Annotated in this window: 15 protein-coding genes, 1 pseudogene and 1 riboswitch; all 16 genes and pseudogenes read left to right on the top strand. The window is 37.3% G+C overall.

The window, feature by feature from the left end; all coding sequences use genetic code 11:
• Positions 1 to 791 precede the first annotated feature (791 nt).
• Positions 792 to 1,070: pseudogene (locus MHB75_RS10550) on the top strand (NAD-dependent malic enzyme); the annotation flags it as partial.
• A 108-nt stretch (positions 1,071 to 1,178) separates the two neighbouring features.
• The gene (locus MHB75_RS10545; RefSeq protein ID WP_340995165.1) at positions 1,179 to 1,811 is read left to right on the top strand and encodes an IS607 family transposase; all 633 of its coding nucleotides are present in this window, start codon (positions 1,179 to 1,181) and stop codon (positions 1,809 to 1,811) included.
• Positions 1,783 to 2,904, top strand: a complete 1,122-nt coding sequence (locus MHB75_RS10540) for an RNA-guided endonuclease InsQ/TnpB family protein (RefSeq protein WP_340996986.1) — start codon at positions 1,783 to 1,785, stop codon at positions 2,902 to 2,904. The genes MHB75_RS10545 and MHB75_RS10540 overlap by 29 nt, the downstream gene beginning before the upstream one ends.
• A 233-nt stretch (positions 2,905 to 3,137) precedes the next feature.
• Positions 3,138 to 3,506 carry a malic enzyme-like NAD(P)-binding protein gene (locus MHB75_RS10535; RefSeq protein WP_445667003.1) on the top strand — a complete coding sequence of 123 codons (369 nt, stop codon included), beginning with the start codon at positions 3,138 to 3,140 and terminating at the stop codon, positions 3,504 to 3,506.
• Positions 3,507 to 3,542: 36 nt separating this feature from the next.
• A complete protein-coding gene (locus tag MHB75_RS10530) occupies positions 3,543 to 3,731 on the top strand; it encodes an NETI motif-containing protein (protein ID WP_087682262.1) in 189 nt (62 codons plus the stop codon).
• Positions 3,732 to 3,811: 80 nt separating this feature from the next.
• Positions 3,812 to 3,909, top strand: a riboswitch (purine riboswitch).
• A gap of 154 nt (positions 3,910 to 4,063) precedes the next feature.
• Positions 4,064 to 4,555, top strand: a complete 492-nt coding sequence (gene purE / locus MHB75_RS10525) for a 5-(carboxyamino)imidazole ribonucleotide mutase (protein ID WP_068450736.1) — start codon at positions 4,064 to 4,066, stop codon at positions 4,553 to 4,555.
• Complete coding sequence (gene purK, locus MHB75_RS10520; protein ID WP_340997592.1) at positions 4,548 to 5,672, top strand: 5-(carboxyamino)imidazole ribonucleotide synthase; 1,125 nt, start codon at positions 4,548 to 4,550, stop codon at positions 5,670 to 5,672. The genes purE and purK overlap by 8 nt, the downstream gene beginning before the upstream one ends.
• A 15-nt stretch (positions 5,673 to 5,687) precedes the next feature.
• Positions 5,688 to 6,983: an adenylosuccinate lyase gene (gene purB / locus MHB75_RS10515; RefSeq protein WP_087682261.1), complete on the top strand. Its 1,296-nt coding sequence runs from the start codon at positions 5,688 to 5,690 to the stop codon at positions 6,981 to 6,983.
• Between the two features lie 126 nt (positions 6,984 to 7,109).
• Entirely contained in the window at positions 7,110 to 7,826 is a 717-nt protein-coding gene (gene purC, locus MHB75_RS10510) for a phosphoribosylaminoimidazolesuccinocarboxamide synthase (protein WP_068450742.1), read from the top strand.
• Positions 7,823 to 8,071: a phosphoribosylformylglycinamidine synthase subunit PurS gene (gene purS / locus MHB75_RS10505; RefSeq protein ID WP_068450744.1), complete on the top strand. Its 249-nt coding sequence runs from the start codon at positions 7,823 to 7,825 to the stop codon at positions 8,069 to 8,071. Before purC ends, purS begins: the two co-directional genes overlap by 4 nt.
• A 1-nt stretch (position 8,072) precedes the next feature.
• Positions 8,073 to 8,759 carry a phosphoribosylformylglycinamidine synthase subunit PurQ gene (purQ, locus tag MHB75_RS10500; RefSeq protein ID WP_340997588.1) on the top strand — a complete coding sequence of 229 codons (687 nt, stop codon included), beginning with the start codon at positions 8,073 to 8,075 and terminating at the stop codon, positions 8,757 to 8,759.
• A complete protein-coding gene (gene purL / locus MHB75_RS10495) occupies positions 8,743 to 10,974 on the top strand; it encodes a phosphoribosylformylglycinamidine synthase subunit PurL (RefSeq protein WP_340997587.1) in 2,232 nt (743 codons plus the stop codon). The genes purQ and purL overlap by 17 nt, the downstream gene beginning before the upstream one ends.
• Positions 10,950 to 12,374 carry an amidophosphoribosyltransferase gene (purF, locus tag MHB75_RS10490; RefSeq protein WP_340997586.1) on the top strand — a complete coding sequence of 475 codons (1,425 nt, stop codon included), beginning with the start codon at positions 10,950 to 10,952 and terminating at the stop codon, positions 12,372 to 12,374. The genes purL and purF overlap by 25 nt, the downstream gene beginning before the upstream one ends.
• Before the next feature lie 12 nt (positions 12,375 to 12,386).
• A complete protein-coding gene (gene purM / locus MHB75_RS10485; protein ID WP_340997585.1) occupies positions 12,387 to 13,442 on the top strand; it encodes a phosphoribosylformylglycinamidine cyclo-ligase in 1,056 nt (351 codons plus the stop codon).
• The gene (gene purN, locus MHB75_RS10480; RefSeq protein ID WP_340997584.1) at positions 13,442 to 14,008 is read left to right on the top strand and encodes a phosphoribosylglycinamide formyltransferase; all 567 of its coding nucleotides are present in this window, start codon (positions 13,442 to 13,444) and stop codon (positions 14,006 to 14,008) included. The genes purM and purN overlap by 1 nt, the downstream gene beginning before the upstream one ends.
• A 48-nt stretch (positions 14,009 to 14,056) precedes the next feature.
• Positions 14,057 to 15,592, top strand: coding sequence for a bifunctional phosphoribosylaminoimidazolecarboxamide formyltransferase/IMP cyclohydrolase (gene purH, locus MHB75_RS10475; protein WP_338838248.1), 1,536 nt, complete (start codon positions 14,057 to 14,059; stop codon positions 15,590 to 15,592).
• Positions 15,593 to 15,640 lie beyond the last annotated feature (48 nt).

Below are 15,640 nucleotides of genomic sequence, written 5' to 3'. Positions count from 1 at the left end.
CTGTGAGAGTAGGACGTTGCTATGCAAACTAAAGTAATCACTCGTCTGAGTGGTTACTTTTTTATGTTCTAAAAAGGGGGAAACCCTTGAAAAGATTTAAGGAGGATTGCCAAAGAACACGACATCCATTTAGAAAGGTTGCGTTTGCTCTCGTATCTCTTTATTCGTTTTTCAAAGTGGAAATTGATCTAAATAATCCTGTATGGTTTTCTAAAAACCATACAGGATTATTTGTGTTTAAAATACTTTTCTTTTAAGTTCTTTTAATATATATGATGTAGTTTAAAAGCTTATTTATATAAGTTGTAATGCATTTTATATCTTTTATAGTAAAAATCCTATAGAATAATATTCAAAACGCATACAGTGCTTGTAAAAGCTTTTAGAAATAACGTAAGAAAATCTGATAATAAAAATTTTCACATTATATCTGAAATAAAAATGAAAATCAAATATTTTTAAATTAGCTTTCTTCAAAAGTTTGTGAAAAATAAAAATAAGTAATAATACCTAATTTATTTATATGTGAAAATAATCACAAAAGTATGTTAAAAAATTCACAAATATAATAAAAAAGCGTATAAAATACTTGCTCACTTAATCACAAAAGTAAAAAGCAAATGAAAAGTATTTGTGAAAGTGTGAGCAAATGTGAAATATTACAAAATAGTGAACGAAATATCCTTTTTCTTGAAAGCTTGAAATCTATCGCATATGATATGGAACTATGAAACGGAAATAATGAACATTCGAGAAGATACGGTTTTTTTCGAGCGAAGGAGGAAATTGAGATGAGTAATGCAAAGTTGAGCAGAGAGTCTTTAGAACTACATGAGAATTTAAGAGGTAAAATGAAGCTACAACCCAAAATTGAGGTGAAGTCTTCGAAAGAATTAAGTTTGGTGTATTCACCGGGAGTAGAGGAATCATGTTTAGCCATTCAATAAGATCCTAAAAAAGTATATGACTATACGATGAAATGGGATTTAATTGGTGTTATATCAGATGGTATAGCAGTACTTGGTTTAGGAGATATAGGTCCAAAAGCGGCAATGCCTGTAATGGAGGGTAATTAAACAGTTATAATAAATCTATAAATATCTATAAAAAACTATTGATTTTTCATACATTTCATGGTATAATAGAATTATCCACTAATTCAAAGGAGAATGAAATGTATGAAAAAATACAGTATTGGTCAATTCGCAAAAGAAATCGGAGTAACAGTTCAGACTTTAAGAAATTGGGATAAGACAAATAAATTAAATCCTCAATATACTGCACCTTCTGGACACCGTTATTACTCTCAACAACAACTTGAATATTTTCTTGGTTTACATTCTCCTGAATCAGAATCGAGAATAACTATCGGCTACTGTCGAGTATCTTCTCATAAGCAAAAGGATGATTTACAGAGACAAGTGGAAAACATGGAATCATACTTACTGTCTCAAGGTAATCCATTTAAGATTGTGAAAGATATAGGTAGTGGTATAAACTACAACAAAAAAGGGTTAAATGATGTTATTGATTTAGTCCTAAATTACAAAGTAGATAGGGTTGTAGTTTTATACAAAGATAGGTTATTACGATTCGGATTTGAACTCTTGGAAAATTTATTTGCTAAATACGGAACAAAGATTGAGGTTATCGACAATACTCCAATGACAGATAATCAAGAGTTGGTCGAAGATTTAATTCAAATTGTTACTGTATTTAGTTGCAAATTACAAGGGAGACGGGCGAATAAGGTTAAGAAATTAATTAAGGAGTTGAAAGAGAATGATACTAGCAAAGAAGATACGAATTAAACCAACTAAAGAACAAGAAATTCAACTATGGAAATCTACTGGTGTGGCAAGATGGGTATACAATTGGACATTAGCTAGACAACAAGAAAATTATCAACGAGGGTTGAAATTCTTATCTGACAATGTTTTGAGAAAAGAAATCACACAAATTAAAAAACAAGAGGACTTCCAATGGTTGAGTGAAGTATCAAATAATGTAGCTAAGCAAGCTGTTAAAGATGCTTGTAATGCGTATAAGAGATTCTTTAAAGGTTTGGCGAAACGTCCAAGATTCAAGTCTAAGAAGAAATCTAAATCTTCTTTCTATAATGACAATGTGAAACTTAAAGTAAAAAAGAACACGGTGTTAATTGAGAAAGTAGGATGGGTTGCAACTTCTGAACAAGTCCCAATGGGGGTGAAATATACTAATCCTAGAGTATCTTTTGACGGAAAGTATTGGTATATCTCTGTTGGAGTAGAGCAAGAACAAGTAAAACAAGAATTAACGAATGAAGTAATTGGAGTAGATTTAGGAGTTAAAGAATTAGCAATTTGCTCGAACGAAATGGTGTTCAAAAACATTAACAAAACAAAAGAAGTGAGAAATATTGAGAAACGTTTACGTAGGTTACAGCGAAGCGTTTCCCGAAAATATGAGATGAATAAGGAGGGAGACCGATTTGTCAAAACATGTAACATTATAAAAATCGAAAAGCAAATACGAAATCTACACAGACGGTTAGCTAACATTAGAAACAACCACATTCATCAAGCAACAAATACAATAGTGAAAACCAAACCTTGTAAAGTTGTGATGGAAGATTTGAATGTAGTTGGAATGATGAAAAACCGTCATTTAGCTAAAGCAGTAGCCAAACAAAAGATGTATGAATTTCTCCGTCAATTGAAATACAAATGTGAAAAATACGGAATTGAATTTATACAAGTTGGACGTTTCTTCCCATCTTCTAAAACATGTTCGTGCTGTGGACAAATTAAATCAGATTTAAAATTATCTGATAGAGTTTACAAGTGTGACTGTGGATTAGAGATAGACAGAGATATGAATGCTGCGTTAAATTTAGCTAAATATGGAGAATTAGTAGCTTAGTCACTTACAAGACACTACTAATGTGTAGGGTTCGTTGTACCCGAATTAACGCCTGTGGAGTATCATACCAAATGTGAGTAGCTTCGGCAAAAGCAGATACAAAGAAACAGGAAATAAACATTGCTTATAGATTTTTATAGGTTTTTGGCAACGGGAAAGCTTTATTACTTCAGCAATTAGTTGGTGCAGATATCTTTATTGGTGTATCGGTTGCAAATGTTTTAACGGAGGCAATGATTCAGTCGATGAATCAAGATCCGATTGTTTTTGCATTAGCGAATCCAAATCTTGAAATCACATATGAACATGCGATGGAGTGGGGCGTACGCGTGATTGCGACAGGGCGCTCAGACTATCCAAACCAAGTGAATAATATGTTAGCTTTCCTAGGTATCTTCAAAGGTGCTCTAGCAGTACAAGCTACAGATATTAATGATGAGATGAAGATGGCTGCTGTAAAAGCCGTTTCAGAATTAGTTACAGCTGAACAAATTGAACGTGGTATGGTCATTCCAAATGTTTTTGAAACAGATGTTACAAACGATGTCGCACAAGCAGCAATCGATAGTAAGGTTGCACAAAAGATTCCAAGTCTTATATAATGGAGAAACTTAAACATTATATAAGGAAGTGTCACTTTGGGAAAGAAAACAGTTTGGTATGAAGTTCAGGAAACAGAAACAATTGAAGCATGCTTAGAGCGTATGCGACAAGAAGGCTATATGCCGGTAGGACGTAGAGAAGAACCATTATTTGAGATGCAAAATGGTGAACCTGTACCTGTTCGACAGCTCATTCAGTTTAAAGGTTTAAAAATAGAAGAATAAAAAACACGAACGATAAAATAATTTATTTCATAAATAGTTCGCATCCTTGTTGACTTGTTTGCTTTGCATTGTTACAATGTACATGAAAACAACAAATCCCACATATATGCTAGAGAATAGGCTCTAGCGTCTCTACCCGGCACCGTAATGTCGGACTATGCGGGAAGCAACAAGACTTTAGGATATTACAAATATTGCTTAAATGTTTTGTAAATGCGAACATTTGTATATTTGAACCCCTTAAGTAGCTGCTTTTCGCACGTAGTCATATGACTATGGTGGAGAGCGCGTTACTTTAGGGGTTTTTATTTGTTCAAAGGGGCGTATAAAAAATGAATCCGAAAATTGGCGTTATTATGGGCAGTTCAAGTGATTGGGAAACAATGAAACATGCCTGCGATATTTTAGAAGAATTAGAGTTAGATTACGAGAAAAAAGTTGTTTCTGCACATAGAACACCAGATTTAATGTTTGAATATGCAGAAGAAGCAAGAGCAAGAGGAATTCAAGTAATTATTGCAGGTGCTGGTGGTGCCGCACATCTACCAGGAATGGTTGCAGCAAAAACGACGTTACCAGTTATTGGTGTACCTGTGCAGTCACGTGCGTTAAATGGTCTTGATTCATTATTATCAATTGTACAAATGCCAGGCGGCGTACCTGTAGCAACTGTAGCAATTGGTAAAGCAGGTGCGACGAACGCAGGATTACTTGCCGCGCAGATTCTATCAATTACAGATGTAGAAATCGCAGAAAAATTAGAAACAAGAAGACAAGCAATGAAAATGAAAGCAATAGAAAGCACAGGTGACCTAAGTGAGTAAAATCATATTTCCAGGACAAACAATCGGCATCATTGGCGGTGGACAATTGGGAAGAATGATGGCCATTGCTGCAAAAGAAGCAGGATTTAAAATTGCGGTATTAGAACCCGCAATGGACTCACCTTGTGGTCAAATTGCTGATATTCGCATCGTAGCACCATATGATGATGAAGCTGCTTTAGAAGAGTTAGCTGAAGTCAGTGATGTGATTACATATGAATTTGAGAATATTGATTATGCAGGATTAAAAAGATTAACAGAGATTGCGTACGTACCACAGGGGGCAGAACTTGTACAAACGACGCAAGATCGTATTTTAGAAAAAGCTGCCTTAACGAATGCAGAAACACCAGTAGCACCTTATATTACAGCTCGCAATTTTCAAGAGTTAGAGCAGAAAATTGAGCAAGTTGGTTATCCTTGTGTTGTGAAAACAGCACGCGGAGGTTATGACGGTAAAGGCCAGCAAATTGTAAAGACAGCTGAAGATTTATCGCTAGCAAAAGATTTATTCACACATTCGGCTTGTGTGGCAGAAGCATTTATTCCATTTGAAATGGAGATTTCAGTTATCGTACAACGTAATGTACATGGTGAAACATATTGCTTACCAGTTGGTGAAAATATTCATGTGAATCATATTCTACATGAAACAATCGTGCCAGCACGTATTACACAAAGTACCGAAAAATTAGCCATAGAGGCTGCTGAGAAAATTGCAGACGAACTGAATTTAATAGGAACACTTGCTGTTGAAATGTTTGTATTAGCGTCAGGAGAAATTTTGATTAATGAATTAGCACCACGACCTCATAATTCAGGTCATTATTCAATTGAAGCATGTAATATTTCGCAGTTCCATCAACATATTCGTGCCATTTGCGGCTGGCCATTACGTAAACCAAAATTATGGAGTCCATCGATTATGGTGAATATCTTAGGGCAACATGTCGTACCTGTAACGAATTCAATCTCAAAATACCCTGATTGGTCCATTCATCTTTACGGAAAACAAGAAGCAAAGAACAATCGAAAGATGGGTCATGTTACAATAATGACGGATGATGTAAATCATACCCTAGACGAAATCAAGAACTCTGGTATATGGGCAGAGTAGAAGGAGACTTTATTTATGATCGCACGTTATACACGACCTGAAATGGGAGCTATCTGGACAGAGGAAAATCGCTATCAAGCATGGTTAGAAGTAGAAATTCTAGCATGTGAAGCTTGGGCAGAGTTAGGGATTATTCCAAAAGAAGATGTTCAAAAATTACGCGAAAATGCATCGTTTGAAATCGATCGTATTTTAGAAATCGAAAAAGAAACACGTCATGATGTTGTTGCATTTACACGTGCAGTATCAGAAACATTAGGTGAGGAACGTAAATGGGTACATTACGGTTTAACTTCAACAGATGTTGTTGATACAGCTCTTTCTTACCAAATTAAACAAGCGAACGATATTATCCGTAAAGATATTCAAAACTTTATTGATATTATCACTGAAAAAGCAAAAGAACATAAAATGACGGTTTGCATGGGACGTACACATGGTGTGCATGCAGAGCCAACAACTTTCGGTTTAAAACTAGCACTTTGGTTAGAAGAAATGCGTCGTAACCAAGTTCGTTTTGAAGCAGCTGCTAAAACGATTGAAGCAGGTAAAATTTCAGGCGCAGTTGGAACGTATGCAAATATCGATCCATTCGTAGAAGCATATGTATGTGAAAAATTAGGTTTAACACCTGCACCGATTTCAACACAAACATTACAACGTGATCGTCATGCAGAATATTTCTCAGTGCTTGCACTAATCGCAACATCAATCGAGAAGTTTGCAACAGAAATTCGCGGCTTACAAAAATCTGAAACACGTGAAGTGGAAGAAGGGTTTGCAAAAGGACAAAAAGGTTCTTCAGCAATGCCACATAAACGTAATCCAATCGGTTCAGAAAATATGGTTGGTATGGCACGTTTAGTACGTGGTCATATGGTAACTGCATTTGAAAATGTTCCTTTATGGCATGAACGCGATATTTCACACTCATCAGCAGAACGTGTCATTATTCCAGATACAACGATTGCACTGAACTATATGCTAAATCGTTTTGGTAACATTGTGAAAAACTTAACAGTATTCCCAGAAAACATGAAGCGTAACATGACACGTACATTTGGTTTAATTTACTCACAACGTGTGTTACTTGCGTTAATTGAAAAAGGTCTATCTCGTGAAGAAGCATATGATACAGTTCAACCATTAACAGCTCGTTCTTGGGATGAACAAATTCAATTCCGTCCGTTAGTAGAAGAGAATGAAAAAATTTCTTCATTACTATCACCTGCTGAAATTGAAGACTGCTTCGATTATAACTATCATTTGAAAAATGTAGACATGATTTTTGAAAGATTAGGCTTAAACTAAAGAACCTATTTCATTCCATCTCATCAACGATTCAATTCGTTGATGAGAAAGGAATGGATGAACTTTTAAAAGTTTTAATATTTCAAAAAAACGTAATACTTAAAATTATTTACCGGGGGAATGAACGTGGAAAAAGGTCAACTATTGTATGAAGGTAAAGCGAAAAGATTATATGCGACAAATGAGGAAAATGTATTGTTTGTAGCTTATAAAGACAGCGCAACAGCTTTCAACGGAGAAAAGAAAGAAGAAATTGCTGGTAAAGGTGTTTTAAATAATAAGATTACATCACTTATTTTTGAAAAACTTCATGCAGCAGGTATTCCATCACACTTTATCCGTCAAATTTCCGATACAGAACAATTGGTGAAAAAAGTTGAGATTATTCCAATTGAATTAGTTGTACGCAATATTGCAGCAGGTAGTTTAGCAACGCGATTAGGAATTGAAGAAGGTACAAAACTAAAACGTCCAATCGTTGAGTATTACTACAAAGATGATGCATTAGGAGACCCGTTCATTACAACAGAACATATTGATATTTTAGAAATTGCAACACCAGAAGAAGTGGAAACACTTTATCAAAAAGGCTTAGAAGTAAACGCTGTGTTACAACCATTTTTCCATGAAATCGGTGTAACGCTCGTTGACTTTAAATTAGAATTTGGTCGCGATGAACAAGGCACTGTACTATTAGCAGATGAAATTTCACCAGATACATGTCGTCTATGGGATGAAGAAACAAAGCAACACTTAGATAAAGACGTGTTTCGCCGTAATTTAGGAAGTTTAACAGAAGTATACGAAATCATATTATCTCGTCTAGGAGGATTTACAAAATGAAAAAAGTAAAAGTTTATGTAACACTTCGTGAAAGCATTCTTGATCCACAAGGCTCGGCAGTACAAGGTTCCCTACATAACATGGGGTACGAGGAAGTAGCAGATGTACGAATCGGTAAATACTTAGAGCTACAAATCGAACCAAAAGAGCGCGACATGGATACGTTAATTAAAGAAATGTGTGAAAAACTACTAACAAATACAGTGATTGAAGACTATCGTTATGAAGTCGAGGAGGCCAACTAACATGAAATTCGCAGTACTTGTATTCCCAGGTTCAAACTGTGACTTAGATATGTATCATACGATTAAAGACGTATTAGGCGAAGAAGTGGAATACGTATGGCATGATGCAACAGATTTAAGTGCATATGACGGTATTTTAGTACCTGGTGGATTCTCCTACGGTGATTACTTACGTTGTGGCGCAATGGCGAACCAATCGAATGTAATGGAAGAAGTAAAGAAAGCAGCAGAAGCTGGAAAGCCAGTATTAGGCGTATGTAATGGATTCCAAATTCTAACGGAAGCAGGATTACTACCTGGTGCGTTATTACGTAATAAGAATTTAAAATTCATTTGTAAGGACGTAAATTTACGCGTTGTGAATAATGATACGTTATTTACAAATCAGTACAACAAAGATGAGGTTATCACAATTCCAATTGCACATGGTGAAGGAAACTATTACTGTGACGCAGAAACATTGGAACAACTACAACAAAACAATCAAATCGTGTTCACATATGAATCAGAAAATCCAAACGGTAGTTTAGCGGATATCGCAGGTATTGTGAACGAACGTGGGAATGTTTTAGGCATGATGCCACACCCAGAGCGTGCAGCAGATGAGGTACTTGGGAATGCGCAAGGTCTTGCTTTATTCAAATCAATTGTAAAACAGTGGAGGGAATCAAATGTCAACCAAGCTTGAGCCAACAGCACAACAAATTAAGGAGCAAAAATTATATGCTTCTATGGGGTTAACAGATGAAGAATTTGCGTTAGTGGAATCGATTTTAGGACGCACACCGAATTGGACAGAGACAGGTTTATTCTCTGTTATGTGGTCAGAACACTGCTCATATAAAAACTCAAAACCAGTTCTACGTAAATTCCCAACAGAAGGAAAGCACGTACTACAAGGTCCTGGTGAAGGTGCTGGAATCGTTGATATTGGTGATGAACAAGCGGTTGTATTTAAAATGGAATCACATAACCACCCTTCAGCAATTGAACCATACCAAGGTGCAGCAACAGGTGTTGGTGGAATTATTCGTGACGTATTTTCAATGGGTGCACGTCCAGTAGCAATGTTAAACTCACTTCGTTTCGGTGAGTTAGATGCTTCAAAACGTGTGAAATTCTTATTTGAAGAAGTTGTCGCAGGAATCGCTGGTTACGGTAACTGTATCGGTATTCCAACAGTAGGTGGCGAAATTCAGTTCGACCCTTGCTACGAAGGAAATCCACTTGTGAATGCGATGTGTGTGGGTTTAATCGATCATAAAGACATTCAAAAAGGTGTTGCTTCTGGTGTTGGGAACACAGTGATGTATGTAGGTGCAAAAACAGGTCGTGACGGTATTCATGGTGCAACATTCGCTTCAGAAGAATTAGACGAGAATGCAGAAGAAAAGCGCCCAGCAGTTCAAGTAGGCGATCCATTCATGGAGAAACTATTATTAGAAGCTTGTTTAGAACTTGTGAAGTTCGAATCATTAGTTGGTATTCAAGATATGGGTGCAGCAGGTTTAACTTCTTCAGCAGCAGAAATGGCTTCTAAAGCAGGCATGGGTATTGAGATGAATCTTGATGCTGTTCCACAACGTGAAACAGGTATGACAGCTTATGAAATGATGTTATCTGAATCTCAAGAGCGTATGTTAGTCGTTGTGAAAAAAGGTGAAGAACAACCAATCGTTGATCTATTTGCAAAATACGGATTAGATGCCGTATCAGTAGGTGTTGTAACAGACGATAAAATGTTCCGCTTAAAACATAAAGGTGAGATTGTTGCAGAAGTGCCAGCAGATGCATTAGCAGAAGATGCCCCTGTTTATCATAAGCCTTCAGCAGTTCCAGCTTACTATACAGAGTTCCAACAAATCGAAAATGCAGAACCAGAAGTAACAGATTATAAAGAGACATTAAGCGCATTATTACAACAAGCAACAATCGCTTCAAAAGAATGGGTTTATGAACAATACGACCATCAAGTAAGAACAAATACTGTTGTAAAACCAGGTTCAGATGCAGCGATTATTCGCGTACGTGGTACGAATAAAGGTTTAGCAATGACAACTGACTGTAACTCACGTTATATCTACTTAGACCCTGAAACAGGCGGTAAAATTGCAGTTGCAGAAGCAGCACGTAATATCGTATGTTCAGGCGGTCGTCCATTAGCAATTACAGACTGCTTAAACTTCGGTAACCCAGAAAAGCCTGAAATCTTCTGGCAAATCGAAAAATCAGCAGATGGTATTGCAGCAGCATGTCTAGCATTAGAATCTCCTGTAATCGGCGGTAACGTATCACTTTATAACGAACGTAGTAATGAAGCCATCTACCCAACACCGACAATCGGTATGGTCGGTTTAGTAGAAGATTTACAACACGCAACAACGCAAGAAGTGAAGCATGCAGGTGACTTTGTTTATGTAATTGGTGAAACGAAAACAGAATTCGGTGGTTCAGAATTACAAAAATTAATGAACGGTCGTATTTTCGGACAAGCACCATCAATTGATTTAGAAGTAGAAGCAGCACGCCAAAAAGCATTACTACAAGCAATCCAAGCAGGACTTGTTGCATCAGCGCATGATGTAGCAGAAGGTGGTTTAGCTGTGGCAATCGCAGAAACAACATTCGGTACAAACTTAGGTGTGAATGTAACGTTAGAAGGATCGGCAACAACTGCTCTATTCAGTGAATCACAATCACGCTTTGTTGTAACTGTAAAACCAGAATTTGCAGCACGTTTTGAAGAAGTGGTAGCAGATGCAAAACAAATCGGTGTCGTAACAGAAGAAGCCAACATTGTCATCAATTCATCCGAACAACAACCGTTAATTGAAGGCACTGTAGCAGAATTCCAAGATGCTTGGAAAGGGGCAATACCATGCTTGCTGAAATCAGAGGCTTAAATGAAGAATGTGGTGTTTTTGGGATTTGGGGTAATCAAAGTCCAGCACACCTAAGCTACTATGGTTTACATGCTTTACAACATCGTGGTCAAGAAGGCGCTGGGATTGTTGTATCAGATGGTCATCATCTAAAAGCAGTTAAAGGCGAAGGACTTGTAAATGATGTATTCAACGAAGAAAAGTTAAAGTCTGTAGACGGTAAAGCAGCGATTGCACATGTTCGCTATACAACAGCAGGAGGGGCGGGGATTGAAAATGTTCAACCCCTTCTTTTCCACTCATCTACAGGTAGTTTATCGATTGCGCATAATGGTAACTTAGTAAATGCGAATCGCTTGAAAAAATATTTAGAGCGACAAGGTAGTATTTTTCATTCAAGTTCAGATACGGAAGTATTAGCGCATTTAATTAAAAAGAGTACACATGCAACATTCAGCGAAAAAGTTAAAAATGCATTGACGTTATTAGAAGGCGCGTATTCATTCTTAGTGATGACGAAAGACGAGATGATTGTAGCGCGTGACCGTAATGGTTTACGCCCACTTTCATTAGGTAAGCTAGGCGAGGCTTATGTCGTAGCATCAGAAACATGTGCATTCGATTTAATTGGTGCTGAAACAGTTCGTTCAGTGGAACCAGGTGAGATGCTGATCATCAATGATGAAGGTGTTCAATCAGTTCGCTTTGCAGAAATTCAAAATCGTGCGATGTGTGCGATGGAATATGTCTACTTAGCACGACCAGATTCTAATATTGATGGCATTAATGTGCATATGGCACGTAAACGTATGGGTAAACAATTAGCAAAAGAATGCGCTCATATCGAAGCGGATGTAGTAACAGGCGTTCCTGATTCAAGTATTTCTGCTGCGATTGGTTTTGCAGAAGAAAGTGGTATTCCTTATGAATTAGGTTTAATTAAAAACCGTTATGTTGGTCGTACATTCATTCAACCAACACAAGAATTACGTGAACGTGGTGTGAAGATGAAATTATCACCAGTTGTTCAAGTAGTAAAAGACAAACGTGTCATCATGGTAGACGATTCGATTGTACGTGGTACAACATCACGTCGTATTGTCAAAATGTTAAAAGAAGCTGGCGCAGCAGAGGTACATGTTGTCATCAGCTCACCACCAATGACAGATCCATGTTATTACGGTATTGATACATCAACACATGAAGAATTGATTGCTTCAAGTCATTCAGTGGATGAGATGTGTGAAGCGATTGGTGCAGATTCCTTAACATTTTTATCAGTAGAGGGCATGGTTGAATCGATTGACCGTCCATATGAAGGGGAGAATAAAGGACTTTGCTTAGCTTGTTTCACAAGTAAGTATCCAACAGAAATTTTCCCAGATACGATTTTACCGCACGAAAAAGAATTATTAGTCTAGGAGGCCAAGATCTTGTCAAAAGCATATGAACAAGCAGGCGTAAATATTGAAGCAGGTTATGAAGCTGTACAACGTATGAAATCACATGTAGAACGCACAGCAAGAAAAGGCATCATGGGTACATTCGGTGGTTTTGGTGGTATGTTCGATTTATCTGAACTGAATTTAAAAGAACCTGTATTAATTTCAGGTACAGATGGTGTAGGAACAAAATTAAAATTAGCATTTATGGTGGATAAGCACGACACAATCGGAATTGACTGTGTTGCGATGTGTGTAAATGATATTGTCGCACAAGGCGCAGAACCACTTTATTTCTTAGATTATGTAGCAGTAGGTAAAGCAGTACCAGAAAAAATCGAGCAAATCGTTAAAGGTGTAGCAGATGGTTGTGTACAATCAGGGGCTGCATTAATCGGTGGCGAAACAGCAGAGATGCCTGGTCTATATGAAGAAGATGAATATGATTTAGCTGGATTTGCAGTAGGTGCAGCTGAAAAAGCAAATATTGTAACAGGTGAAAAAATCCAAGAAGGTGACGTACTTGTAGGGATTGCTTCAAGTGGTGTTCACTCAAACGGTTATTCACTTGTTCGTAAAATTATGTTTGCAGATGCAGGCTTCACACCAGATACAGTTGTAGCAGGTTACGAGCAACTTGGTCCAATTGGTGGGGCATTATTAACGCCGACAAAATTATATGCAAAACCGGTACTAGATGTATTAAAAGAAGTGGATGTACATGGTATGGCACATATTACAGGCGGTGGTTTCTATGAGAACTTACCACGTATGATGCCAGCAGGTTTAGCAACGGAAGTTGATTTAGGCACTTGGCCAGTTCTACCAATCTTTGATTTACTAGCAGAACAAGGAAAGTTACAACAAAAAGATTTATATAATGTGTTCAACATGGGAATCGGTTTTGTCTTAGCTGTTCCAGCAGCACAAGCTGAAAAAGTCATTGAGTTAGTCGAAAAACATGGCGAAAAAGCTTACACAATTGGTCGTGTGGTTGCTGGTGAAGGTGTACGATTCAACGGTGAGCATGATGGGAGTTTAGTGTAATGACTAAAAAGTCCATTGCAGTATTTGCTTCAGGTAGTGGTTCGAATTTTCAAGCCATTGCTGAAGCAATTGAACAAGGGGAACTGCAAGCAACGATTCGTTTAGTTGTAACAGATCAACCAGATGCTTATGTTGTGGAACGTGCAAAAACAAAGGGGATTTCAGTACTAGCCATTCGTCCAAAAGATTTTTCTTCTAAACAAGCTTATGAAGCAGCGATTTTAGAAGTATTAGAAGAAAAAGAAGTGGAGTGGCTTGTACTAGCGGGATATATGCGTTTAATTGGTGAAACATTATTAGACGCATACCGTTCACGAATCGTGAATATTCATCCTTCATTATTGCCTTCTTTCCCAGGGAAAGATGCAATTGGACAAGCACTCAATCACGGTGTGAAAGTGACAGGTGTAACGGTTCATTATGTAGATGAAGGAATGGATACAGGCACGATTATTATGCAAAAGGCTGTTGATGTGATTGATGGAGATAGAGAGCGAACAGAAGCGGCAATTCATGCAGTTGAGCATGATGTGTATAAAGCAGCTTTACAAAAATTGTGGCATTAAATCTTTACATATAGGGAATTTCCCGCTTAAATCTGAGGAGGAAAAATTGTGACAAAAAGAGCGTTAATTAGTGTTTCGGATAAATCAGGTGTATTAGAATTTGCAAAAGAACTTGTAGCATTAGGCTACGAAGTATTATCAACAGGCGGTACGAAAAAACATCTTCAAGATAATGGTGTACCTGTGACATCTGTTGATGAAGTAACAAAATTCCCAGAAATCTTAGGTGGACGTGTAAAAACATTAAATCCGATGATTCATGGTGGACTTCTTGCAAAATATGATGACGCTGAACACCAAGCACAAATGAAAGAACATGGTATTGAACCGATTGAGATTGTATGTGTTAACTTATATCCATTTGTTGAAACAATTTCAAAACCAGATGTAACATTCGAAGATGCAATTGAAAACATCGATATTGGCGGTCCAACAATGCTACGCTCAGCTGCAAAAAACCAACAATACGTAACAGTAATTGTTGATGCAAATGACTATGAAGGTGTCTTAGCTGAATTAAAAGATGCAGGTCAAACAACTTTACAAACACGTCGTCGTTTAGCAGCAAAAGTATTCCGTCATACAGCAGCATATGATTCATATATTTCGAATTATTTATCAGCAGAATTAGGCGAAGAATTCCCAGAACAAATGACTTTAACTTATGAATTAAAACAAACATTACGTTATGGTGAGAACCCACATCAAAAAGCTGCGTTCTATCAAAAACGTCTTGCTTCTGATTTCTCTGTTGCTTACGCAGAGCAATTACATGGTAAAGAATTATCATATAACAATATTCAAGATGCAAATGCAGCACTTCAAATCATCAAGGAATTTAAACAACCAGCAGCTGTCGCGGTGAAGCACATGAACCCATGTGGCGTTGGTACAGGTGAATCGATTGCAGAAGCATTCAATAAAGCATACGAAGCAGATGCAACATCAATCTTCGGCGGTATTGTTGCGCTAAATCGTGAGGTTGATGCAAAAACAGCAGAGCAATTAGCTTCTATTTTCTTAGAAATTATTATTGCACCTTCTTTCTCAAAAGAAGCGATTGAACTATTAACAGTGAAGAAGAATATTCGTTTACTAACAATCTCTTTCGATCAACATACACAAGATGCATTTAATACAGTATCTGTAGAAGGTGGTCTATTAGTACAAGAGCCAGATCGCTATGGTTTTGATGAAGCAGATATTCAAGTTGTAACAGATCGTCAACCAACAGAAGAAGAATGGGCGGCTATGCGCTTAGGCTGGTCTGTTGTGAAACACGTGAAGTCGAATGCCATTGTAATTACAGATGAGCAAATGACACTTGGAATTGGTGCGGGTCAAATGAATCGTGTAGGTTCTGCAAAAATCGCTTTAGAACAAGCCGGTGAAAAAGCAGCGGGTGCAGCACTTGCATCTGATGCATTCTTCCCAATGCCAGATACAGTTGAAGCAGCTATTGAAGCAGGCATTACGGCAATCATCCACCCAGGTGGTTCAAAACGTGACCAAGAATCAATTGATGCAGCGAATAAAGCAGGCATCACAATGGTTTTAACAGGCGTTCGTCACTTTAAACATTAATCTAAATTAAATTGGGGCTGTCCTATCATATTGGATAGTCCCTATTTT

The sequence above is a fragment of the Kurthia sp. FSL E2-0154 genome (assembly GCF_038003625.1).
In the GTDB taxonomy this organism is placed as follows: Bacteria; Bacillota; Bacilli; order Bacillales_A; family Planococcaceae; genus Kurthia; species Kurthia gibsonii.
The sequence above is the reverse complement of the archived record's forward strand: the minus strand, read 5'-3'. Positions and strand labels throughout refer to the sequence as shown.